The 22,641-nt window shown below is 72.1% G+C and carries 22 protein-coding genes; 8 read left to right on the top strand and 14 right to left on the bottom strand.

Annotation, left to right across the window (positions count from 1 at the left end; all coding sequences use genetic code 11):
• Positions 1-16: 16 nt before the first annotated feature.
• Genes ISO16_RS24375 through ISO16_RS24350 form a run of 6 tightly spaced genes read right to left on the bottom strand, consistent with a single transcriptional unit; the run spans position 17 to position 6,323 of the window.
• A complete protein-coding gene (locus ISO16_RS24375) occupies positions 17-1,030 on the bottom strand; it encodes a zinc-binding dehydrogenase (RefSeq protein WP_072634600.1) in 1,014 nt (337 codons plus the stop codon).
• Positions 1,006-2,607 carry a phosphonate ABC transporter, permease protein PhnE gene (gene phnE, locus ISO16_RS24370; protein WP_072634599.1) on the bottom strand — a complete coding sequence of 534 codons (1,602 nt, stop codon included), beginning with the start codon at positions 2,605-2,607 and terminating at the stop codon, positions 1,006-1,008. The genes ISO16_RS24375 and phnE overlap by 25 nt, the downstream gene beginning before the upstream one ends.
• The gene (gene phnC / locus ISO16_RS24365) at positions 2,604-3,488 is read right to left on the bottom strand and encodes a phosphonate ABC transporter ATP-binding protein (RefSeq protein WP_072634598.1); all 885 of its coding nucleotides are present in this window, start codon (positions 3,486-3,488) and stop codon (positions 2,604-2,606) included. Before phnC ends, phnE begins: the two co-directional genes overlap by 4 nt.
• 1 nt (position 3,489) lies before the next feature.
• Entirely contained in the window at positions 3,490-4,452 is a 963-nt protein-coding gene (locus ISO16_RS24360) for a phosphate/phosphite/phosphonate ABC transporter substrate-binding protein (RefSeq protein ID WP_072634597.1), read from the bottom strand.
• Positions 4,453-4,482: 30 nt separating this feature from the next.
• The gene (locus tag ISO16_RS24355) at positions 4,483-5,160 is read right to left on the bottom strand and encodes a phosphonatase-like hydrolase (RefSeq protein ID WP_072634596.1); all 678 of its coding nucleotides are present in this window, start codon (positions 5,158-5,160) and stop codon (positions 4,483-4,485) included.
• Between the two features lie 32 nt (positions 5,161-5,192).
• Positions 5,193-6,323: a TIGR03364 family FAD-dependent oxidoreductase gene (locus ISO16_RS24350; protein WP_072634595.1), complete on the bottom strand. Its 1,131-nt coding sequence runs from the start codon at positions 6,321-6,323 to the stop codon at positions 5,193-5,195.
• Between the two features lie 97 nt (positions 6,324-6,420).
• Here ISO16_RS24350 and ISO16_RS24345 point away from each other — a divergent pair, with 97 nt between their 5' ends.
• On the top strand, positions 6,421-7,137 hold the full coding sequence (locus tag ISO16_RS24345; RefSeq protein WP_006945000.1) for a GntR family transcriptional regulator: 717 nt from the start codon (positions 6,421-6,423) through the stop codon (positions 7,135-7,137).
• A 52-nt stretch (positions 7,138-7,189) separates the two neighbouring features.
• On the opposite strand, the gene ISO16_RS24340 is transcribed toward ISO16_RS24345, so the two are convergent.
• Complete coding sequence (locus ISO16_RS24340) at positions 7,190-7,549, bottom strand: hypothetical protein (RefSeq protein WP_139310950.1); 360 nt, start codon at positions 7,547-7,549, stop codon at positions 7,190-7,192.
• Here ISO16_RS24340 and ISO16_RS24335 point away from each other — a divergent pair.
• Genes ISO16_RS24335 through ISO16_RS24325 form a run of 3 tightly spaced genes read left to right on the top strand, consistent with a single transcriptional unit; the run spans position 7,518 to position 10,030 of the window.
• Positions 7,518-8,444, top strand: coding sequence for an AEC family transporter (locus tag ISO16_RS24335; RefSeq protein WP_072634594.1), 927 nt, complete (start codon positions 7,518-7,520; stop codon positions 8,442-8,444). The genes ISO16_RS24340 and ISO16_RS24335 overlap by 32 nt on opposite strands.
• Positions 8,445-8,467: 23 nt before the next feature.
• Entirely contained in the window at positions 8,468-8,860 is a 393-nt protein-coding gene (locus ISO16_RS24330; RefSeq protein ID WP_072634593.1) for a large secreted protein, read from the top strand.
• A 3-nt stretch (positions 8,861-8,863) separates the two neighbouring features.
• A complete protein-coding gene (locus ISO16_RS24325; protein ID WP_029542013.1) occupies positions 8,864-10,030 on the top strand; it encodes an MFS transporter in 1,167 nt (388 codons plus the stop codon).
• 69 nt (positions 10,031-10,099) lie between these two features.
• Here the strand turns inward: ISO16_RS24325 and ISO16_RS24320 are convergent, their stop codons facing one another.
• On the bottom strand, positions 10,100-12,037 hold the full coding sequence (locus ISO16_RS24320) for a vWA domain-containing protein (RefSeq protein WP_072634592.1): 1,938 nt from the start codon (positions 12,035-12,037) through the stop codon (positions 10,100-10,102).
• Positions 12,037-13,422, bottom strand: a complete 1,386-nt coding sequence (locus ISO16_RS24315) for a sigma 54-interacting transcriptional regulator (RefSeq protein ID WP_029542008.1) — start codon at positions 13,420-13,422, stop codon at positions 12,037-12,039. Before ISO16_RS24315 ends, ISO16_RS24320 begins: the two co-directional genes overlap by 1 nt.
• Before the next feature lie 136 nt (positions 13,423-13,558).
• Between ISO16_RS24315 and ISO16_RS24310 the strand changes: the two genes are divergently transcribed.
• From ISO16_RS24310 to ISO16_RS24300, 3 genes are all read left to right on the top strand, one after another.
• Positions 13,559-14,131 (top strand): DUF4126 domain-containing protein, encoded by a 573-nt coding sequence (locus tag ISO16_RS24310; RefSeq protein ID WP_072634591.1) that lies wholly within the window; start codon positions 13,559-13,561, stop codon positions 14,129-14,131.
• Between the two features lie 23 nt (positions 14,132-14,154).
• Positions 14,155-15,114 (top strand): alpha/beta hydrolase family protein, encoded by a 960-nt coding sequence (locus ISO16_RS24305; RefSeq protein ID WP_006945011.1) that lies wholly within the window; start codon positions 14,155-14,157, stop codon positions 15,112-15,114.
• Between the two features lie 312 nt (positions 15,115-15,426).
• The gene (locus ISO16_RS24300) at positions 15,427-15,663 is read left to right on the top strand and encodes a hypothetical protein (RefSeq protein ID WP_006945013.1); all 237 of its coding nucleotides are present in this window, start codon (positions 15,427-15,429) and stop codon (positions 15,661-15,663) included.
• 23 nt (positions 15,664-15,686) lie between these two features.
• Here the strand turns inward: ISO16_RS24300 and purH are convergent, their stop codons facing one another.
• The 4 genes from purH to ISO16_RS24280 form a co-directional block, all read right to left on the bottom strand.
• The gene (gene purH, locus ISO16_RS24295) at positions 15,687-17,252 is read right to left on the bottom strand and encodes a bifunctional phosphoribosylaminoimidazolecarboxamide formyltransferase/IMP cyclohydrolase (RefSeq protein WP_029542004.1); all 1,566 of its coding nucleotides are present in this window, start codon (positions 17,250-17,252) and stop codon (positions 15,687-15,689) included.
• Positions 17,239-17,886 carry a phosphoribosylglycinamide formyltransferase gene (gene purN, locus ISO16_RS24290; RefSeq protein WP_072634590.1) on the bottom strand — a complete coding sequence of 216 codons (648 nt, stop codon included), beginning with the start codon at positions 17,884-17,886 and terminating at the stop codon, positions 17,239-17,241. Before purN ends, purH begins: the two co-directional genes overlap by 14 nt.
• Before the next feature lie 54 nt (positions 17,887-17,940).
• Positions 17,941-19,599, bottom strand: coding sequence for a cell division protein PerM (locus ISO16_RS24285; RefSeq protein WP_072634589.1), 1,659 nt, complete (start codon positions 19,597-19,599; stop codon positions 17,941-17,943).
• Positions 19,600-19,665: 66 nt separating this feature from the next.
• Positions 19,666-20,931, bottom strand: a complete 1,266-nt coding sequence (locus ISO16_RS24280; protein WP_170914025.1) for a DUF5336 domain-containing protein — start codon at positions 20,929-20,931, stop codon at positions 19,666-19,668.
• Between the two features lie 107 nt (positions 20,932-21,038).
• Between ISO16_RS24280 and ISO16_RS24275 the strand changes: the two genes are divergently transcribed.
• Positions 21,039-21,662, top strand: coding sequence for an IMPACT family protein (locus tag ISO16_RS24275; RefSeq protein WP_072634587.1), 624 nt, complete (start codon positions 21,039-21,041; stop codon positions 21,660-21,662).
• 70 nt (positions 21,663-21,732) lie between these two features.
• On the opposite strand, the gene sucD is transcribed toward ISO16_RS24275, so the two are convergent.
• On the bottom strand, positions 21,733-22,635 hold the full coding sequence (gene sucD / locus ISO16_RS24270; protein ID WP_003937757.1) for a succinate--CoA ligase subunit alpha: 903 nt from the start codon (positions 22,633-22,635) through the stop codon (positions 21,733-21,735).
• Between the last annotated feature and the right edge of the window lie 6 nt (positions 22,636-22,641).

The raw sequence follows: 22,641 nt of genomic DNA, 5'->3' as shown, positions 1-22,641 counted from the left end.
CACGAGAAGTGCGCGCTCACGGGGCGACGGACGCGCGCAGGGCGGGCGCGGCGGGCCGACGCAGGGCGTCCGCGAGATCGTCCAGCCGGACCGGTTCGGCGACGAGTTCGTCCCACGGGTAGGTACCGGCCGTGCGGGTCAGGAACGCCACGGCACGACGGAGGTGGGCGGGCTCGTAGTTGTGGACTCCGGTGACGGTGAGCCACCCCCGCACGACGGCCTCGGGGTCGAGGGGCACCGAAGGGCCCGGCGTCACGGACCCGGCCAGCACGAGGCGGCCCCCGACGTCGAGCCGGCGCAGGCACTCCCCCACCGCCGCGACGGATCCCGAGAAGTCGAGCGCGACGTCGACGGGGCCGCCCTCGTCGCCGAGGGCCCCGAACCGCTCGGCCACCGCTATCCGTTCCGCATCCGGGTCGGCGACGCGCACATCGGCACCGGCCGCCGCGCACAGCGCGATCGCGGTGACCCCGAGCAGGCCGGCGCCGCACACCAGCACCCGCCGTCCGGCGACATCACCGGCCGCCTCGACAGCGGCGACCGCCGTCGCCGTCGCACATGCCGCCGGGGCCGCGACGACGTCCGGCACCGAGTCCGGCACCCGGACCACGCCCACCCCGGCCGGCAGCACGATGTGGTGGGCGTAGCCGCCCGACAACGCCCAGTCGCCGTCGAACGGTTCGTGCCCCACCTTGCGCACGGCCCGGCACTTGGCGGTCCGCCCGGACACGCACCTGTCGCACGCGCCGCACGAGGCCGTGACAGTCCACACGACGCGCGTGCCGACGACGGTCCCGGCACCGGGACCGGCCGCGACGACGTCACCGACAGCTTCGTGCCCCAGCACCGACGGCCGCGGCCCGGGCCGCCGTCCGGCGACGGTGTGCAGGTCGCTCCCGCACACGGTTGCGAGCCGGACACGCACCAGCAGTTCCCCGTCACCGAGCCGCGGGACGGGGACGTCGCGCACGTCGACGCCGTCGCCGGTCCACACCGCCGCGCGCGTCAGACCACCAGCGACCGGATCCATCCCGACATCCTTTCGATCAGGTAGACGACGGCGAACACGATGATCACGATCGCTCCGGCGAACTCGAAGTTCAGGGTTCGGATCGCCTCGAACAGCAGGAAGCCGACGCCGCCGGCGCCGACGATGCCGAGCACCGTCGAGGTGCGAATGTTGACGTCGAGCAGGTAGAGGCTCGAGCCGATGACGGACGGCACCGCCGGCGGAATCACCGCCGCGAACAACGTCTTCCACCAGCCCCCGCCGACGGCCCGCACCGCCTCGACCGGCCCGGGATCGATCTCCTCGACGGCGTCCGCTACGAGTTTGCCAAGGAATCCCACGGATCCGAGAGCGAGTGCGCACGCCCCCGCGACGGGGCCGAGGCCGATCGCGGCGACGAAGATCACCGCGAGGATCAGCTCGGGCACCGCGCGGACGAACAGGATCACCGAGCGAGCCGACCAATACACAGCCGAGTTCGGGGACACGTTGCGGGCGGCGAGTATCCCGAACGGCAGGGAGAGCACGATCCCGGCGGCCGTGGCGACCGCACCGATCGCGAGGGTTTGCAGGACGGCGTCGAGCAGCCTGCCGCCGACGGCGGTGAAGTCCGGCGGGAGCAGCCGGGTGAACACCTCGAGTGACGGACCGATCCACGTGACCAGCGCACGCGGGTCGATGCGCAGGCTGATCAGTGCACCGATCGTGGCGGCGGCGACCGTGCCGGAGAAGATGAGTCGCGCGGCTCTTTCCCGGCGCGGATCCGGAACGGAGGGTGCCAGCAGAACCCGCCGGACGACGACCGCGAGCACCTCCATCGCGGCGATGATCGCGAGGATCACGCACACGATGCCCAACGCCCGCGGATACACCAGTCCGCGCAGGGCGTCCTGGAGCGCGAACCCGATGCCGCCGGCGCCGACGAAACCGAGCACGACGGAGGTGCGCAGGTTGATGTCGATTCGGTAGACGAAGGTACCCATCCAGGACGGAACCACCTGGGGCACCACGGCATTGAGCATCTCGCGGACATAGCCGGCACCCGTGCTGCGTACCGCCTCCCGTGGTCCGGGATCGGTCTGCTCGACGGCGTCGGCGAACAGCTTGCCGAGCATGCCGATGGAATGCAGCGCGAGCGCGAGCACGCCGGGCAGGACACCGATGCCGAGGGCGCGGACGAACAGCACCGCGAACAGCAGGTCCGGCACCGCCCGGCAGAAGGTGATCACCGCGCGCGCCACCGTGTACACGGCGGGGTGCGGGGTGGTGTTGCGGGCGGCCAGGAAGGCCAGCGGCACCGACGCGACGGTCGCGAGCACCGTCCCGAGCACCGCCATCAGCAGCGTGTCGAGGGCGAGTTTCCAGATCCGGCCCGGATCGTCGAGGGTGGGTGGAAACATGCGGCCGAGCAGGCCGGCGACGTCGTCGAGCCCGTCGAGCAGTGCCGCGGGGGCGAAGTCGATGTAGCGGGCGGAGACCAGGACGACGAGGAGCGCGACAGCCGCGCACGTTCCCAGCAGACGCCGGCGGCGGACGGCCGGCCGCGGCAGGCACCGCCCGGCACGGTCGGGCGGCGACGGCGCGAGGGCGGTGCTCACGACGGTCCCGTCGGCGCCGAGGCCGGCCGGGCGGCCGGGTCGACCCGCCGGTAGATGTCCATGGCCTCACCCCTGCTCAGCTCCACGGCCGGCCGGTCGAGCACCTTCCGTCCGCCGCGCAGGCCGACGATCCGGTGGGCCCAGCCCAGCGCGAGGTCCACCTGGTGCAGGGTGCACACGACGGTGAGCTTGTCCTCCATGCACACACGGAAGAGCAGGTCCATCACCACCCCGGCGTTCTCGGGGTCGAGGGACGCGACCGGTTCGTCGGCGAGCAGGACGGTGGGACGCTGCATCAGCGTCCGCGCGATCGCGACCCGTTGCTGCTGCCCACCGGAGAGGGTGTCGGCGCGACGATCCGCGAGGTCGGCCAGCCCCACGCGGTCGAGGTGGTCGAGGGCCTCGGTGCGCATCCGCTTCGGGTACGTCGCGGCGCCGTAGCGGGGCAGGCGCAGGCGCCCGAGCCCGCCGACGAGGACATTCTCGAGGCAGCTGAGCCGTCCGACGAGGTTGAAGTGCTGGAAGACGAACCCGACCTCCCGCCGCAGCATGCGCAGCTCGGCGCGGGACGCCAGATCGACGCGGGTGCCGGCCACCTCCACGGCCCCGTCGGTGACGCTGTGCAGACCGTTGAGGCAGCGCAGCAGCGTCGACTTGCCGGAGCCGGACAGGCCCAGCAGCACGACGAGTTCGCTGCGGTGCACCTCGAGGTCGACACCGTCGAGAGCCACGGTGTCGCCGAACTTCTTCGTGACGCGACGGGCGGAGACGACGACGTCGTCGCCCGCGACGGTGAGGTCTTCGTCGCCCGCGACGGTGGGGTCGCCGTCGCCCGCGACGGTGTGGTCGCCGTCGCCCGCGACGGTGTGATCGCTGTTCAACTCAGCCCTTGCACTTGTCGGACTCGGTCAGGGCACACACCTCGCGCACGCCCTCGTAGTCGGCGTCGGTCGCGGCGACGACGCCCCACGCCCGTTCGTCGGTGATGCGGCACTCGCCGTCGCACAGTCCCGCGGCGCGCATGTGATCGGCGTTGGCCTTGTCGACAAAGATCGTGCGGAGCCGGTCGACGGTGTCGGCACCGAGCGAGTTGCTCGCCACGAACAGCGAGCCGGCGATCGTCTCGGACTCCCAGACCTTCTTCAGTTCGCCTTCCTTCAGGTCGCCGCTGGCGATCATGGTCTCGTCGACCATGGTGTCGAAGGCGAATCCGGCATCGCAGTCGCCGGCGGCGATCGCGAGGGCCGAGGCGTCGTGGCCGCCCGAGTAGATCGGGTTCACACCGGCGGCGACGGCCTGCTCGGTGCCGGATTCGACGACGCCGGCCTCGATGAGTCCCGCGGAGGGGTAGAGGAATCCGGACGTGGATCCCGGGTCCACGAAGCACACGTCCTTGCCGGCGAAGTCGTCGATGCCGTCGATCTCGGTGTTGTCGGAGCGGGTGAGGCCGTAGGACCGGTAACCCGGCTCGCCGCCGGCGGCCTGGACGACGGCGCCGAGCGGGCTGACATCGGCGCCGTTGACGCCGGCCACGACGTAGGCGAACGGGCCGAAGAAGGCGAGGTCGACGTTGTCGGCGATGATGCCCTCGACCACGCCGGCGTAGTCGGAGGCCTGCACGAACTCGACATCGGCGCCGGTCTCGCGCTCGAGGAGCGCGATGAGCGGGTCGTAACCGGCCTGCAGGTCCGCCGAGTTCTCGGCGGGAATCGCGGCCAGGGTGAGCTTCTCGGGGAAGCCCTGGGCGTTGACGGCGTCGGGATCGGAGCCGCCGCAGGCGGTGAGGGCGAGAGCGAGGCCGGTCGCGAGCGCGGTCGCGGCGACCGTTCGGCTGGAGCAGTGCATGTCGGGAAGTCCTCGGGGTCGGGGTGTCTGTCAGGACTGCAGGAGCAGATCGGGCAGGTCGGCGACGGAATCGACGATGTGGGTGGCCCCGGCGTCGCGCAGCGCCTGTTCGTCGTGGGCGCCGGTGCGGGTGCCGGCGACGACGGAGGCACCGGCGCGGCGGCCGGAGAGCATGTCGCCCACGGTGTCGCCGACCACGGCGACCTCGCGAACGTCGTCGATCTCGGCGCGCAGCAGCGCGGTGAGCACCAGGTCGGGGTACGGCCGGCCGCGAACGGCGTCGGACGGCGCGAGGGAGAGATCGGCGAGGTCCTCCCAGCCGAGGGCGGCGAGCAGCCGGTCCTGGGTGGTGCGGCTGAAGCCGGTGGTGAGGGCCACGGCGAGGCCGGCGTCGCGCAACCGGGTGATCGCCTCGGCGGCCCCGGGGATCGGCTCGACCTCGCCGGCGTCGACGAATTCGTCGTAGGCCCGCTCGAAGGCGGCGTTCGCGGCGCGGGCCCGTTCCTCGGAGCCGAACAGGGACCGGAAGACGACGATCTTGGACCGGCCCATCGTGTCGAGGACGTAGCCCCGGGCGGCGTCGCGTTCGGGCCCGTCGGTGGGCAGTCCGACGCTGGTGGCGGCCGCGTCGAAGGCGCGGAGGACGAGGCCGCCGTCGGCGACGGTGGTGCCGGCCATGTCGAGCACGGCCAATCGGATGACAGTCATTGCTACTCCGGAATCGTTGCGGGAGAGGATGTTCAGAACTCGAGGAGATCGGCGGTCCGCTCGCCGAGGTAGGGGCCGAGGGTCATGCCGCGGCCGCCCGGCCCGGCGATGATCCAGATGTCGTCGTCGACGCGGGCACGGTGGACGAGTTCGGTGGGATCGAGGCACTGGCTGTAGACCCCGGCCCAGCGCCGCATCACCGGCGGGAGCCGGCGTCCGAGCAGGTCCTCCGCGACGGTGACGAGGTGCTCGTACGGGGCCTCGTCGACGTCGAAGGCGAACGGTTCGTCGTACTCGTGGGTGTCGCCGAGAGTGAGCCCGCCGTCCAGGCGCTGCACGCACAGCAGCTGCATGCGGTGCCGCTCGGCGGTGAGCGCCTGCGGTTCGCGCGCCTTCAGCTCCTCCAGCGCGGCCCCGGCGAATCCCGGGTAGTAGCGCAGGCTGTCGCCGTCGGCGACGGACGTGGTGAGCTTCTCCCCCAGCGGCGCGGTCTGCATCATCTGCAATCGCACGCGGCGCAGGGGCAGGTCGCCGCCGAGTTCGCGGGCGAGACCGGACAGGGTCGCTCCGGGGCACACGAGCACGAGGTCGGCCTCGTGGACGGTGCCGTGGTCGTCGCGCACCTGCACGGTGCCGTGGGCGGTGCGGGTCACGGTGCGCGCCTCGGTCTCCGGCCGGAATCGATACCGCCCGGAGGTGGCGAGGTGCCACCGGATCGCGGGCAGGGCGACGCGGGATTCGACGGCGGCGTCGGTGCTGCAGTGCAGACCGGCGACGAACTTGCCGCGCAGGGCGGGATTGAGCCGCCGGACCGCCTCGGGCTCGAGCAGGGTGAAGCCCCGGTCACGCGCGTCGGCGCGGTCCGCGGCCTCCCGGGCGACGGCCACCTCGGCGTCGGTGCGAAGAAGGGTGATCGATCCGTTCGCCCGGAAACCGATGCCGGGGACGCGGGCGCCGAGGTCGGCCCACAACTCGCGGGAGCGCAGGGTGGCAGCCAGTTCGCCCTCGGTACGCCCGGAGACCCACACGAGGCCGAAGTTGCGGACGGTGGCGCCCCGGGCCTCCGGTTCGCGTTCGAGGTGAACGACGTCGTGTCCGCGGCGGACGGCGGCGTCGGCGTGGGCGGTGCCCAGAATGCCGCCGCCGATGATCAGGATTCGCATGGCCCCGAGCCTGAGCGATGGTCTAGACCAATGAGGGGACGGCAGGCGAACGCGCGGTGAACAATTGGTATAGACCAAAATCCGGTACGCTTCGAGCGTGACAGCAACCGCTCGCGAGGCCCGGGTCCCCAAGCACCAGATCGTGCGGCATCAGGTCGACGCCCTGCTCGACGAGCTCTCCGTCGGCGACCCGGTGCCCTCCGAGCGCGACCTCGCCACCCGGTTCGACGTGGCCCGGGAGACCGTGCGCCAGGCGCTGCGCGAACTCCTCGTCGACGGCCGCATCGAACGCCGCGGCCGGGGCACCGTCGTCGCGAAGCCCAAGATCCTGCAACCGCTGATCATCGGCTCCTACACCGAAGCCGCCCTCGCGGAGGGCCGCAGCGCGGGACGCATTCTCGTCGGCTGGACCGACCTCGCCGCCGACCCCGACCTCGCCGAGGTACTCGCGATCGCCGTCGGCGACCCCGTCCTCGAACTCGAACGCGTCCTGCTCACCGACGGCGTCCGCGTCGGACTCGAACGGACGCGCCTGCCCGCCGATCGCTATCCGGGACTCGTCGACAGCTTCGACTCCACGTCGTCGCTGTACGCGGCGATCCGCGCGCGCGGGATCACCTTCGCGCGCGCGGTCGAGTACATCGAGACCACCCTGCCCGACGCCCGCGAGGCGGCACTCCTCGACGCCGACATCCGCACGCCCATGCTCCTGCTCAACCGCGTTTCCTACGATCAGCACGACGCGCCGATCGAGCAGCGGCGGTCGCTCTACCGCGGGGACCGGATGACGTTCGTCGCCACGGTGACGCCCTGAGTCCGCCCCGGAGCACGGCGGCGAGGTGCGCCGGTCCCGGGCCCGGAGCCCCTCAGGAACCGTCGTCGCCGCACACGCCGAGATGCTGCAGGACCAGTTCCTGCCGTCGCACCAGCCGCTCCGAGATCGTCCAGTCGGCGTGCTGGTAGCGCGGATGCTGAGCCAGCGCGATGACGTTGGCCGGAGGGTAAACAATCGGGTCGGTCGGCATTTTTTCAGCATCGCAGACTTTCGCCCGCGATGCCCGGCCGGGCTCCCACCCGCATCGTTCCTGCTGCCCGGCACGCCCGGTGAGCCGCGGTGCCGTTACCGCCGGTAAGGTTCTCGGCCTGGCGTGCAGCGCCTGAGTGTCGGGTGGTGACGAAGGGTTGTGACGGTCGGTGTCGGGCGTGATCGCGGGATTCAGCGTCATCTTCGTGATCATCGCGATCGGATTCGCGCTCGGCCGCACCGGCACGCTCGGACCCGAGGGACAGTTCGTGCTCAGCCGGATGGTGTTCTTCGTCGCCACCCCCGCGCTGCTGTTCGACTCGCTGGCCACCTCCGACCTGTCGGTGATCTTCTCCCCCACCCTGTACGTCGCCGCGGCCACGGCGTTCGCCGTCGCCGCGTTCTACCTCGTCGTCGCGAAGCTGTGGCTGCGCCGGCCCCTGCCGGAACTGACGATCGGCGCGCTCGCCGCCTCCTACGTCAACTCCGCCAACCTCGGCATCCCGATCGCGGTGTTCGTCCTCGGCGACGCCTCCTTCGTCGCGCCGCTGCTGCTGTTCCAGATCGTGCTGTTCTCCCCCATCGCGTTGACGATGCTGGACCTGTCCACGATGCGCGCCGGGGCGTCCCGGATGGAGACGATCACCGCCCCGTTCAAGAACCCCATCGTGCTGGCCGGTGCGGCCGGGCTCACCGTCGCCGTCGCCGGCTGGACGCTGCCCACCGCGCTGATGCAGCCGTTCCACCTCCTCGGGGGCGCCTCGGTGCCGGGTGCCCTGCTCGCGTTCGGCCTGTCGCTCCAGGGCGTGCGGGTGCTCGAAAAGGGCACGAGCCCACGCCGCGACGTCGCGCTCGCCTCGGTACTCAAGATCGTGGTGCAGCCCGTCCTCGCCTACGTCATGGCCCGCCACCTGATGGGCCTCGACGGGCACGAGCTCTTCGCGATCGTCGTGGTGGCGACGCTGCCGACCGCACAGAACGTGTTCGTCTACGCCAGCCGCTACGGCCGCGGCATGGTGCTCGCCCGCGACGCCGCGCTGGTCACCACGCTCGCCTCGATACCCGCGATCGGCGTCGTCGCCGCGCTGCTGGCATGACGGGCACGGCTAGGTTGAGACCCATGCGATTGCTGCTGCTCGCCGCCTGCTGCGTCCTGGCCGTCGCGTGCGGTCCGGGCGGCGCCGGCGTCCCCGCCCTGCCCGAGGCGCCGACGCCGGAGGGGGCAACGGTCTTCACGGCCCGCGACGATCTCGTCGACCCGCACCCGATCCCGATACAGTCGTGGACCCGCGTCGACGGCGACCGCATCGCCGTCCACTTCGAGACCGGCACACCCGAGTGTTTCGGGGTCGACGCCACCGTCACCGAGTCCGGCACCACCGTGACGGTGGCGCTGCGCGGCGGCACGCTGCCCGAGGCGGTGGACCGGGCGTGCATCATGATCGCCGTCACCGGTGTGCTCGAACTGACGCTGCGGGCGCCGCTCGCCGACCGGATCGTGACGGCCGGCTGATCGATGGCCCGCACCCCCCGGCACTGGCTGCTGCTCCTGTGCACGGCGACGGCGCTGCTGCACGCGACGTTCCAGTCGGTGCGCGTCCTCGTCTCCTACCGCGTTCTCGCCCTCGGCGGCGACGCGGCCGTGATCGGCGTGGTGACGGCCCTGTTCGCCCTCGTTCCGCTGGTGCTCGCGGTGCCACTCGGCCGGGCCGTCGACCGCCGGCACGCGGCCGGAATCCTCCGGGCCGGGGTGGTCGTGTCGGTGGCCGGTGCGCTGATCATCGCCCTCAGCCCGGACCTGCTGGTGCTCGGTCTCGGCAACGCCGTCCTGGGTCTCGGTCAGCTCCTGGTGACGGTGTCGGGGCAGGCGTTCGTGTCGATCCTGTCGCCGCCGGGCGAACTCGATCGCGGCTTCGCGGGCATCACCCTCGGGGTGTCGGTCGGTCAGGCGATCGGGGTGCCGCTCGCCGGCGTGATCGCTGCGGCGAGCAACGGCGAGACCGTCGAGACCACGCCGGCGCTGCTCGTGATGACGGTTCTGGCCGCGATGGCCCTGCCGTTCGTCGTCGGCTTGCGCGAACCACCCGGTTCCGGACGCACCCCGGACGACGCGCCCCCGCAGTCGGTGCTGTCGATGCTGCGCACGCGCGGGATGAAGCCCGCGATGTTCTCGAGCCTCGTGGTGCTGGCGTCCGTGGACATCGTCGTCGCGTACCTGCCGCTGCTCGGTGAGGAGTTCGGATTCGGGGTGCTGCTCGTGTCGGCTCTGCTCACCGCCCGCACCGTCGCGTCGATCGTCTCGCGCGCGGTGCTGCCGTGGGCGCTGCGGACGATCCCGCGGCGACGTCTGCTGCTGTCGGCGACGGCGTGCACTGCGCTGCCCGTCGCGGCCCTGCCGTTTCTGCCCAACCCGTGGGCGCTGGGCGCGCTCCTGGCGCTCTGCGGCGCCTTCTGGGGTTTCGGGCAGCCGCTGACCATGACATGGGTGGTCGAACTGGTGGCACCGGCGGACCGGGCGTCGGCGCTGGCGGTACGCCTCACCGGCAACCGTCTCGGCCAGGTGTCGGTGCCGTTGGCAGCCGGCGCGATCGCCGGGGTCGCCGGCACCGCCTCGGTGTTCCTGGTGACCGCGGGACTGCTGTCGGCTGCCGCGGTGAGCACGTGGCGGGCGCTGCGCAGGTAGACGCCACCCGTGCGCGCTTTCGGTAGCTCCCACTACCGGAACCGCGCACGGCCGCGCAGCCGCGCATAGTCACCGGCGGCGCAGCCGCACGTAGTCACCGACGACGGCGGCGCCGAGTCCGTCGACGTCGGGCGCGACGACCCGCCCTCCGACCCGGCGGGCCATACGGTCGACGATCCGTGCCAGCCCGGGATCGTCGCCGAGCCGGAAGATCGTCACGTGCGCACCGGCGCGGGCGAGATGATCGAATTCGCGGACCGTCATCCCCAGGGTGCGGGCGCTGGGTGGATAGTCGAACGCCGCGTAGCCGTCCGCCTCGAGGTGCGCGGTGGGTTCGCCGTCGGTGACCACCAGCACCACCGGCTGGGCGTTGGAATGCCGGCGCAGGTGCCGGCCGGCCAGCATCAGCGCATGATGCAGGTTGGTGCCCTGCTCGTAGACCCCGTCCAGCCCGGCGAGTTCGGTGGCGGTGACGACCCGAGCGTGCCGGCCGAACGCGATCAGCTGCAGCGCGTCACCGCGGAACCGGGTCGAGACCAGGTGGTTGAGGGCCAGTGCCGTGCGCTTCATCGGCACCCATCGACCGTCCATCACCATCGAGAACGAGGTGTCCACCAGCAGTGCCACGGCGGCCTGGGTGCGCTGCTCGGTCTCGACGACCTCGACGTCGGTGACGTCCATCCGCACCGGGATTCGCGCGGGAGCGCGCAGGGTGGCGTTGGTGAGGGTGCGCACGACGTCCCACGGCTCGGTGTCTCCGAACTCCCACGGACGCGACGCCCCGGTGGGCTCGCCCGTCGCCCCCGCACGGCGGGTCTCGCGCTGCCCGCCGCGGGTGGACAGCTGGTCCATGACGTCGCGCAGCGCGGTCCGGCCGAGTTCGCGCATCGCCTTGGGCGACAGTCGCCACTGCCCGTCGGCGCCGCGGTCGAAGAACCCCTGCCGTTGCAGTTCCTTCTCGAGCTGGGCGAGCATGCGTGCGTCGGCCGCGGCCTCGTCGCCGAGCTGGCGAGCCAGCGCGTCGAGGTCGATGTCGTCGAGGGAGGCCCCGGCGTACTGCTGGGAGAGCTGCTCGGCGAGCGCGTCGAGTTCGGCAACCTCTTGCAGCGCCCCGGTCGCTTCGCCGAGGCCCATGCCCTGGTCGCCGCGGAACCGCTCCGACCCGGTCCAGTCCTCGCCGGGACGGGCGGCGCGCAGGTGCGAGTCGAGGCGGTCGAGCTGCGACATCAGGCTCGGCGAGCCGAACGCCTGCTGGGCGAGAGCGTCGAGCTCGTCCCGCTGTTCCTGGCTGAGCGAGTTGCGCAGTCGCTGCGCCGCCGCCGCGCGCTGGGCGAGCGAGTCGAGCAGTTCCTCCACGTTGCGGGGGTTCTCCGGGAAGAAGTCGCCGTGCTCGGCCATGAACTGCTCGAAGTCCTCCTGGGTGTCCTCCCCGCGGGAATGCTTGTCCAGCAGATCGTTCAGATCCTCGAGCATCCGGTTCACACGTTCGCGGTCCTCGTCGGTCGCGCCTTCGAGGGCCTGCTTCATCCCGGCGAACCGCTGGTCGAGCATCTCCCGCCCCAGCAGATCGCGGATCTTCTCGTAGTCCTCCCGGGCTTGCGAACTGCGCCAGTCGTAGTCGGCGAGTTCCTGCACGGCCTGGGCGGCGGAGGCGGGCAGTTCCTCGATCCGCATCTCCGCGAACCGGGCCTCGTCGTCGAGAGCGCGCGCGAGCGCCTTGCGCTCCTCGAGCACGGCCCGGTCGAGCAGCTCGCGCACCTCACGCAGCGTGCCGTCGAGATTCGTGCGGTCCAGCAGTTCCCTGCGACGCCGATTCGCCTGCGCGGCAAGCCGGTCCAGGCCGCGCATGGACCCGTGCCCGCGGCGCAGCAGCTCCCGCAGCGCCCGTCGTGGCGAACTGCCGGACAGCACGTCCTCGCCGATGGCGGCGAGGGCCTCACGCAGATCCACCGGCGGGGCGAGCGGGTCGCCGCCGTCGTAAGGTCCGTACCTCGCGCCCCGGCTCATCAGGAGTACACCGCGGCACCGTCGTCGTCGGCGTGCTTGGCGATGCGCCGCGCCAGATAGAGGCCCTCGAGGGCGAGTTCGACGGCGGCAGCCCGGGTTCCGATGCCGTCCGCGCCGAGCCGTTCGGCGACGACGTCGAGGACGGGCAGGTCGGGCAGTTCGTCGAGCAGCGCCTTGGCGGTGATCCGGTCGCCGGTCACCACCGGCCGGCCCTGCTCGACGGCCGCGACGAGCGGACCGAGGTCCACCCCGGCCAGCCGGGTTCGGGCGGCGTCCGCCGTGGCCCGCCGGAGCAGGTGGTCGAGCACCTCGAATTCCCGTCCCTCCTCGCCGGATTCGAACTCGACCTTGCCGCGCAGCACCTCCACGACGGTGCCGAGGTCGACGGGCCGTGCGACGGGGTCGGCCTCGCCGAGCACGGCCCCGCGACGCATCGCGGCGGCCGCGACGGTCTCGGCGCCGGCAACGGCGAAGCGCGCGGACACGCCGGAACGCTGGTCCACCGACGTGGATTCGCGCAGCAGGCGGGTGAAGCGGGCCAGGATCTCGAGCAGGAAGTCCGGGACCCGCGACTGCAGCTGCGCCTCCTGCTCGATGACGGCGATCTCGTCGTCGAGCTGCGTCGGGTAGTGGGTACGGATCTCGGCGCCGAACCGGTCCTTGAGCGGGGTGATGATTCGGCCCCGGTTGGTGTAGTCCTCCGGGTTGGCGCTGGCGACGAGCAGGACGTCGAGCGGGAGCCGCAGCGTGTACCCGCGCACCTGGATGTCGCGCTCCTCCATCACGTTGAGCAGCGAGACCTGGATGCGCTCGGCGAGGTCGGGCAGCTCGTTGACGGCGACGATGCCGCGGTGGGCGCGGGGCACGAGACCGAAGTGGATGGTCTCGGGGTCGCCGAGGCTGCGGCCCTCGGCGACCTTGACGGGGTCGACGTCGCCGACCAGGTCGGCGACGGAGGTGTCGGGGGTGGCGAGCTTCTCGGCGTAGCGCTCGCTGCGGTGCCGCCAGGCGACGGGCAGGTCGTCGCCGAGCTCCGCGGCGCGGCGGATCGAGGCGGGGGTGATCGGGTCGTAGGGATGCTCCCCGAGCTCGGAGCCGGCGATCACCGGTGTCCACTCGTCGAGCAGCAGGGGCAGGGTGCGCAGCAACCGGGTCTTGCCCTGACCGCGTTCGCCCAGCAGCACCACGTCGTGGCCCGCGAGGAGGGCGCGTTCGAGTTGCGGAACGACGGTGTCGTCGAATCCGACGATGCCCGGCCACGGGTCGATGCCGTCGCGCAGGGCGGCGAGCAGGTTCTGCCGGATCTCGTCCTTGACGGAGCGGTGCACATGGCCCGAGGCGCGCAGCTCGCCGAGGGTGGACGGCCTGACTGTGGGTGACGTCACCTCTCCCAAGGTACGAGCGTTCGGTGATTTCGGCACCTGCAGCCGCGGCGCGTCGCCGCGGCGGGAACGCCGCGCGGGAGCGCCTGCCCGGCCCGGTTCGGTACCCGATGTCGGCGGCGATCCCTACACTCCCGCCATGGACACCTGGCTCCTCGCGGCACTGCTGGGCCTCGGACTGGCCGCCGCCACCGGCCTGCGCACCTTTCTCCCGCTGCTGATGCTCGGCACCGCGGTGCACTTCGGCCTGTTCGGGATCGCGCTCAACGAGTCGATGCAGTGGGTCGGGTCGACGGGCGCGCTCGCCGCGCTGGCGATCGCCACCGTCGTCGAGATCGGCGCCGACCTGGTCCCCCTCGTCGACAACGTCCTCTCGGCCGTCGCCACCGTCGTGCGGCCCGTCGCCGGCGCGCTCGCCGCCTGGGCCGCGTTCGCCGATCTCGACCCGGCGATGGCGGCCCTCGCCGGCATCGTCGTCGGCGCCCCGACCGCGATGGCGGTGAGCACGGTGCAGACCGGCACCCGCGCGGCGAGCACGGTCACGACCGCGGGACTCGGCAACCCGGCGCTGTCACTGCTCGACGACCTGCTCTCCTTCGTCACGTCGTTGATCGCGCTCGTCGTCCCGCTGCTCGTCGTGCCCCTGCTCGCCGGCGTCGCGTGGGCCGTCCACCGCGGGTACCGAGGGCTGAGCCGCCTGCGGACGGGCTGACCGGTTCTGATAGACACGACGCCATGGCGGACACCGACATCTCCTTCTCCAGCGGCGACGTGACCCTGCACGGCAGCCTGCGCGTGCCCGCCGCGGGCGACGGGGACGTCCCCGCCGTGCTGCTGCTCGCCGGCAGCGGTCCCACCGACCGCAACGGCGACAGCGCGCTGCTGCCCGGCCCGATCGGCACCCTGCGTCACCTCGCCGACGTGCTCGAACGCAACGGCTTCGCCAGCCTGCGCTACGACAAGCTCGGCAGTGGCGTCACCGGCCTCGGTCCGTACGACGTCTCCGACGTCGCCGACCTCGGATTCTCCACCTTCATCGACGCCGCCACCGACGGCCTGCGGTTCCTCGCCGGACAGCCGGGCGTCGACGCCGAGCGGCTCTACGTCGTCGGGCACAGCGAGGGCGCGCTCATCGCCCTCTCCCTCGCCCACGCCGGCGCGCCCGTCGCGGGCATCGCCCTGCTCGAGCCGCTGGCGGTGCGGCTGCTGGACCTGCTCACCGCCCAGATCGACGCCCAGCTCGACGCCGTCGTCGACGCCGGTCAGCTCCCGATCCAGGTGGCCGACGAACTGCGCCTCGCCCTCGCGGACGCCGTCGAATCGCTGCGGGCCGACGGCACCCTCAGCGACACCCTGCCCGAGCCGCTCCGGAACGCCGGACTGGTCTCGGCCAACGCAAAGGCCCTCGCCGAGGAGGACGCCCTCGATCCGCGGATGCTCGCGGCCCAGCTCGACGGGGCGCTGCCGGTACTCACCAGCGTCTCCGCGAAGGACATCCAGGTGCGGGTCGAGGACGTCGACGCCCTCGACTCGGCACTCGTGCACACGAGCCTGACCTCGCTGCGCCTGCACCGGGCCAACCACGTGCTCAAGGACATCGGCGACCAGCAGTCCACCGGCGCCGACTACATCGCCGATCTGCCCTTCTCGGACGAGTTCACCCGCGGTTTCGAGGCGTGGCTCGCCAAGCTCTGACCCGCCGCCCGAGATGGGCGGAAAACAAGAGATGTCAGATTCGCGTTACTCGGGTATGGTGTCCGGTTAACCCGTAGGAACACACGAGAAAGGTACGGTCCGATGCGAGACGACAAGGTCATCGCGGCGAAGTCGATGCGCATTGCCGTACCCACCTGGTGCCGACACACCTACGCGTACTTCCACTTCGCCAAGTGGCAACCCCGGGAATGAGTCGACGACTCGAAAGACTCCTTCTCGGGCACCCGGGCACATCGCCTCGGGTGCCTTTCTTTATCCCGTACCGATCTTGTCCAGTAAGAGGAGAACACGATGAAACTGCGACTCGGCGCCACCGGCGCCGTCCCCAAGGACCTGCCCGACGATCTCACCGGTCACGCGATCACGATCGACCTGAGCCACGTCGGCACCGAACAGGCCGCGGCCGCTGCGGACCTCATCCGCGAACTGCTCGACCGCGGTGCCGCCCGGCTGGTCATCTCCGACGCCCGCGACGCCGCGCCGCGGACCGTGACCCGCCCGGCGACCGGCCACCCGCACGCGGCCTGACGGCGCGGGCGGCCGGGCGGCGCTCAGTGCGCGAAGTGCCGTGCGCCGGTGAGGTACAGGGTCACGCCGGCCTCGCGAGCGGCCTCGATCACCTCGTTGTCGCGCACCGAACCACCCGGCTGCACGATGGCCTTGACGCCGGCCTCGGTGAGCACCTGCAGGCCGTCCGCGAACGGGAAGAACGCGTCCGATGCGGCGACGGATCCGGTGACACGGTCCCCGGCGCGTGAGACCGCGAGCCGGGCGGAGTCCACGCGGTTGACCTGGCCCATGCCGACGCCGACGGTGGCGCCGCCCGCAGCGAGCAGGATCGCGTTGGACTTCACGGCCCGGCAGGCGCGCCAGGCGAACTCGAGATCCGCGAGGGTCTCGGCGTCGGCGGCCTCGCCGCAGGCCAGCTCCCAGTTCCCGGCCGAATCACCCGGCGCCGTGAGGGTGTCGCGCTCCTGCAGCAGCATGCCGCCGGAGATCTGACGCAGCTCGATCTGCGCCGCCTGCGGCGAGTCGGCCCGCAGGATGCGGATGTTCTTCTTGCGGCTGAGCACCTCGACCGCGCCGGCCGCGTACGCCGGGGCGATGATCACCTCGGTGAAGATCTCGGCGACCTGTTCGGCCATCGCCACGCTCACCTCGCGGTTGACGGCGATCACGCCGCCGAACGCGCTCACCGGATCGCACTCGTGCGCCTTGCGGTGCGCCTCGGCGACGGTGTCGGCCACCGCGATGCCGCACGGGTTGGCGTGCTTGATGATCGCGACGCACGGCCGGTCGTGGTCGTGCGCGGCGCGCCAGGCCGCGTCGGCGTCCTGGTAGTTGTTGTAGGACATCTCCTTGCCGTGGAACTGCTCGGCGCGGGCCAGGCCCGGCTCGCCGGCCTCGTTCACGTACAGTGCCGCCGCCTGGTGCGGGTTCTCGCCGTACCGCAGCACGGCCGCACGCTGCCACGTCGCACCGGCCCAGGCCGGGAACTGCTCGGCGGCGTCCGCCTCCGGGACGGCATAACCGGCGTTCATCCAGCTCGCCACCGCCACGTCGTAGGCGGCGGTGTGCTGGAACGCCTGGGCGGCAAGGGCTTTGCGCTGCGGCAGGGTGAAGCCGCCCGCCTTGACGGCGTCGAGCACGTCGTCGTACCGGGCCGGGTCGACGACGACGGCGACCGACGGATGGTTCTTCGCGGCGGCACGCACCATGGACGGGCCGCCGATGTCGATCTGCTCGACGCACTCGTCGGGGGTGGCCCCCGAGGCGACGGTCTGCGTGAACGGGTACAGGTTCACCACGACCAACTCGAACGCCTCGACACCGAGCTCGGCGAGCTGGTCGAGGTGGTCCTGCTTGCGCGTGTCGGCGAGGATGCCGGCGTGCACTCGCGGGTGCAGCGTCTTGACCCGGCCCTCGAGGCACTCGGGGAAGCCGGTCAGGTCCTCCACCTTGGTGACGGGGATGCCGGCGCCGGCGATGGTCGCGGCCGTGGAGCCGGTGGAGACCAGCGCGACACCCGCCTCGTGCAGACCCGTCGCCAGTTCGACCAAACCGGTCTTGTCGTAGACGCTGACGAGTGCACGTCGCACAGCCTTACGTTCGGTCACTGGGGATCACGGCCTTTCGTCCATCGGATACAACTCCACGGGTGGCGACGGCGGCGACCACGTCGGCCAGCAACCGTCGCTCCACAACCTTGATGCGTTCGTGCAGGGTGGCCTCGTCATCGTCGTCGAGGACCGGCACGGGTTCCTGCGCCAGGATGGGGCCGGTGTCGACACCGGAATCGACCAGGTGCACGGTCGACCCGGTGACCTTCACCCCGTAGGCGAGGGCGTCGGGGACTGCGTGCGCGCCGGGGAACGCCGGCAGCAGCGCAGGGTGGGTGTTGACGATGCGGCCGCCGAACCGGTGCAGGAAGGTCGGCCCCAGGATCTTCATAAAACCGGCGGAGACCACCAGGTCCGGCTCGTGCGCGGCGACGGCGTCGGTGAGGGCGCGGTCCCACGCGGCGCGGTCCGGGTGCTCACGCAGCACGACGCGGAGATGCGGGATGCCGGCGGCCTCGGCATGCCCCTCGGCGGCGCACTCGCGGTCCACTCCGACGGCGACGATCCGGGCGGGGTACCCGTCCGTGTGCGTCGCGTCGATCAGCGACCGCAGCAGGCTTCCGGTGCCCGAGGCGAGGACGACGACCCGTGCCGGCGCAGTCGGCGGCAGCTGGTCACGCGAGGCAGTCAGCGCTCTACTCCTGGAACTCGAGAGGGGTCGGCCGGATGCTCGGCCGGGTAGAGCCTAGCCCTTGGGGGGTGCGGCCCCCTCCGGCAGGTCACCGTTGCGCTCCGGCGGCGTGCCGGCATCCTGCTCGGTGACGCCGGACCCGCCCGGCTCGTCGGCGGCGTCCTCGAGCTCCGCGTCGGCGACGTCCACACGCTCGTCGTCGGCGGGGTCCTCGCCCTCGGTGCCGGCGACGGCGGGCGCCCCGGCGTCGCCTGCGGCGTCTGCGTCGCCCCCGGCGTCGGCGGCGTCCTGCTGCCCCTCGGGGCCGTCCTCGACGATCTCGGCCTCGAGCACGTCGGCGGCCGGCGTCGCCGGGCCCGCCTCGAGCGCCTTCGCCTCGTCGAGCGGGGTGGCGTCGGCCTCCTCGACCGGCTCGTCGTCGTCGGGATTCTCGGCGGCGGCGGTCTCCGTGGCGGACTCCTCCGCGGCGGCCGACGCTCGGGCGGCCTCCGCCGCGGCCAGGCGGTGCTCGCGCCACAGCAGCAGCTGCGACGTGACGAGGCCCAGCAGCCCCGACCACGCGAATACCAGAACCCCGGCAAGCCACCAGTTTCCGCCGACCACGCCGAAGATCCCCAGGGGGCCACCGGCGACCCACGTGGCCAGCGCGCTCGTCGCGCCCGCGAGCGCCGCCGCAGCGACCACCGTGAGCGCGGCGTCGGTGGACGACACGTACTCCCCCCGGGCCCGCGCCTCGAGGTGGCGCTGGGCGACGTACCGTCCGAGCAGCGCACCCACCGTCGCGGGAACGGCCAGCAGCACCGGCCAGAACGGCGCGGCCGGTCCCGGTGGGATCACGGCGAGCACTGGCAGTGCGGGCAGGTCACCGCCGGTCGCCTCGAACAGGCTCAGGGTCACGTCGCCGAACTGCACCGTGCTGCCGGCCACCACGGCGGCGGCCCCGATCAGCACGTTGGGCAGGTACAGCACCGACAGCACCGTCAACCCGAGTGCCCCGGTCACTCCCCCGCCGCGGCCGATCAGATCACCGACCACGGTCCACGACCACAGCAGCCCGAGTACGGTCACCACCCCGGCCGCGGCGAACATCCCCAGCACCGCGCGGGCCGCGGGGCGCACGGCGGCGACCAGCCAGTTCGGCACGCCGTAGCGGACGGACAGCGGCCGCCACGTCCGGGCACCGATGCCGAGCCCGGCCCCGAGCAGGTAGAGGGCCGTCACCCAGGCCAGCGCGGCCGCCGGATTGGGGGTGACGACGGGCAGGACACTCGCCGCATCCTGGATCACGATCAGTGCCACGATCGTGATCACCGTCGGACCGGCGAGGGTGGCCACGGCGATGCGTGAGGCGTTCCGACGATCGAGCGGACGGCCGCCGAGCGCGACGAAGGCGTCGGTGGCCGAACGCGCGGCCCGGGCGGTCAGCCACACCAGCACCGCCGTCGGCAGCAACGGCAGCACGCCGAGCGCTACCCCGTCGATCGTCAGCGTCACCTGATGCAGGGCCAGCCAGCTTCCCGCGATCGCCGCGTAGATGCCGGTCAGGTCGCTGCTCGCGGCCACCATCGTGGTCACCACCAGCGTGGCGATCAACGCGAGGGTCACTGCCGGCACCCTGGCCGCCGTGCCGAGCAGGATCCGCAGCTGCTCCGGTTCGACCGGGTTGCCTTCCGGGGTGGTGCGCCGGTCGGACCGGCCTAGCGTCGAGGTCATCGTGTCGAGAGTGTCACCCGGCGACGGTCGTGACGGTCAGGCGCGCCGCAGCACATGCGGGAGCCGTCACCGCGGCTCGTCACCGGGGCGGAACGCCTGCGTCGGCGCCGGGTCCGACGTCCGCTCGGCGTCGTCCTCCGACGGACGCCCCGCGGCATCCTGCTCGGAGTCGGCGTGCCGGGGGGCGAGCACGGTCGGCTCGTCCGCGCCGCCACCGGCGGGCTCCCCCGGCCGGCCCGAAGGACCGGGCGACCCGGCGCCGTACGGGGCCTGGGCTCCCGTCGGGGTGTAGGCCTGCTGGCCGGGGTGCTGCCCCTCGGATTGCGGCCGGTCGACGCGCAGCGGCTGGCTCAGGTGCTCGGTCTGGGCGCCGTAGTCCGGGCTGGGGTAGTGCTCGCGCGGCTGCGCGCCCGAGTACTGGGTGCCCGGGTACTGGGTGCCCGGGTACTGGGATCCCGGGTACTGTCCGGACGGGTGCTGCCCGGACGGATACTGGCCGGTGGAGTACTGCCCCGACGGGTACTGCCCGGTGGAGTACTGCGGCTGCTGGTAGCCGGGGTACTGCGCCGAGGACCCCGAGGGGTAGGCCGAGGACCCCGAGGGGTAGGCCGAGGACCCCGAGGGGTAGCCGGAGCCCTGCGTTCCGTATCCGCTCGACGCCGCGCCGGGAGCGTAGCCCTGACCGGACGGATAGCCCTGCCCCGCGCCGGCGCCCTGCGCTCCGTAGCCCTGGCCGCCGTACCCCTGACCGCTGTAGCCCTGGCCGCCGCTGTACCCCTGGCCCACGCCCTGCCCGCCGCCTCCCTGGCCGCCGAACGACTGCGCGGGCGCGCGGCGCTGGCCGGGCACCAGGATGCCGATCCCGAAGAGCAGCGCCATCAGCGCGAGCGCGGTCTGCAGGAAGCCGAGGACGAGGATCGACACCCCACCCCACGAGATGCCGGTGTCGTCGGGCAGGTGGAAGAGCTGGAACAGCGACACCACGAAGCCGACCGCGGAGGCCGCCACCGCGACGGAGCGCAGGTCCTGACCCGGTAGCAGCGACAGTGCCGCGGCCGCGCCACCGAAGAGCAGGAAGGCCAGCGGCACGACCGCGAACCCGAAGTCGAACGACGACAGCGCAACCTGGGTGCCGAAGGAGATCCGCACGTACGGGGCCAGGCCGAGCAGGAAGTTCAGCACCGCCAGCACCGCGACGGCGATCGGCAGGAGCAGCGGCACCACCTTGTCGGAGCCACGGGAGGCGAGGCTGGATCCGCCCCCGGTCGACGACCCCGTGGGACCTGACGGGGTGTCGGACCGGCCCGTTCCCGAGCCTGCTGGGTAGGTCATCGCTCCTCCTGATGTCGTCGGCTGCTCTGTGACCAGCCTAGGCACGATCACCGTGGGCGGCAGGAGTCCCGGGAATCCGGCGAATCCCCACCGGCGAGAATGTGCGCATGCCCAGCACCCTCGAGCCCGGAGCGGACGTCGTCGCCGAGACGGAGATCAAGCATTCCCGCTTTCTCGCCGCGCTGCGTCGCGTCGACTCGGATACCGCCGCGCTCGCCTTCGTCGAGGAACAGCGGAGGCTGTATCCCGATGCGCGGCACCATTGCTGGGCCTTCGTGGTGGGCGAGGAGCCGGCGCACCGGGCGGAACGGTCGAGCGACGACGGGGAACCGGGTGGCACGGCCGGGGTGCCGATGCTGCAGGTGCTGCACCATCGCGATCTGGTGAACGTCGCGGTGGTGGTCACCCGCTGGTTCGGCGGCATCAAGCTCGGCGCGGGGGGACTGGTCCGGGCGTATTCGGGTGCGGTGGCCGTCGCGGTCGACGCGGCGACGCTGGTGCCGCGGGAGCGACGGGAGGTGTTCACCCTGGCGGTGGGGCACGGTGACGCCGGCCGGGTGGAGTCGGAACTACGGGGCCGCGGGGTGAGCGTGCTCGACGTGTCCTACACGGAGCGTGTCGTCTTCACGGTCGCGGCCCGGGATGCGGCCGGGTTGCGGAGCGTGGTGGCGTCGGCGACGGCCGGCGCCGGCGAGCTCGAGCCCGTCGGCACCGAATGGGTGGACGGGTAGGCAGCGGAGCTGCCGGTGCGTCCTTCGGGCGGTCAGGACCGCCCAAAGGACGCACCGGCGGCGGAGCCGCCTACAGCGACTGCAGGATCTCGCGCGCGAGAGCGGCGGTCTCGGACGGCGTCTTGCCGACCTTCACGCCGGCCGCCTCGAGGGCGTCCTTCTTGGCCTGCGCGGTGCCCGAGGAGCCGGAGACGATGGCGCCGGCGTGGCCCATGGTCTTGCCCTCCGGAGCGGTGAACCCGGCGACGTAGCCGACGACCGGCTTGGTCACGTTGGCCTTGATGTAGTCGGCCGCGCGCTCCTCGGCGTCGCCGCCGATCTCGCCGATCATGACGATGAGCTTGGTCTCGGGGTCCTTCTCGAACGCCTCGATGGCGTCGATGTGGGTGGTGCCGATGACCGGGTCGCCGCCGATGCCGATGGCGGTCGAGAAGCCGAAGTCACGCAGCTCGAACATCATCTGGTAGGTCAGGGTGCCGGACTTGGACACCAGGCCCACCGGGCCCTTGCCGGAGATGTTGGCCGGGGTGATGCCGACCAGCGACTCGCCCGGGGTGATGATGCCGGGGCAGTTGGGGCCGATGATCCGGGTCTTGTTGCCCTTCTCGACGTTGTAGGCCCACGCGTACGCGGTGTCCTGCACCGGGATGCCCTCGGTGATGACCACGAGCAGCGGGATCTCCGCGTCGATGGCCTCGATGATGGCGTCCTTGGCGAACTTCGGGGGGACGAACGCGATCGAGACGTCCGCGCCGGTCTCCTTCATCGCCTCGGCGACGGTACCGAAGACGGGCAGCTCGACGGCCGAGCCGTCGGCGGCGGTGTGGGACACAGTGGTGCCGGCCTTGCGGGCGTTGACGCCGCCGACGACCTGGGTACCGGCCTTGAGCATCAGGGCGGTGTGCTTGGTGCCCTCGCCGCCGGTGATGCCCTGGACGATGACCTTCGAGTCCTTGTTGAGGAAGATAGACATGTTCTC

The sequence above is a fragment of the Rhodococcus sp. M8 genome, assembly GCF_015654185.1.
GTDB classification, from domain to species: Bacteria; Actinomycetota; Actinomycetes; order Mycobacteriales; family Mycobacteriaceae; genus Rhodococcus; species Rhodococcus aetherivorans.
This window is presented reverse-complemented; position numbering and strand designations above follow the sequence as displayed.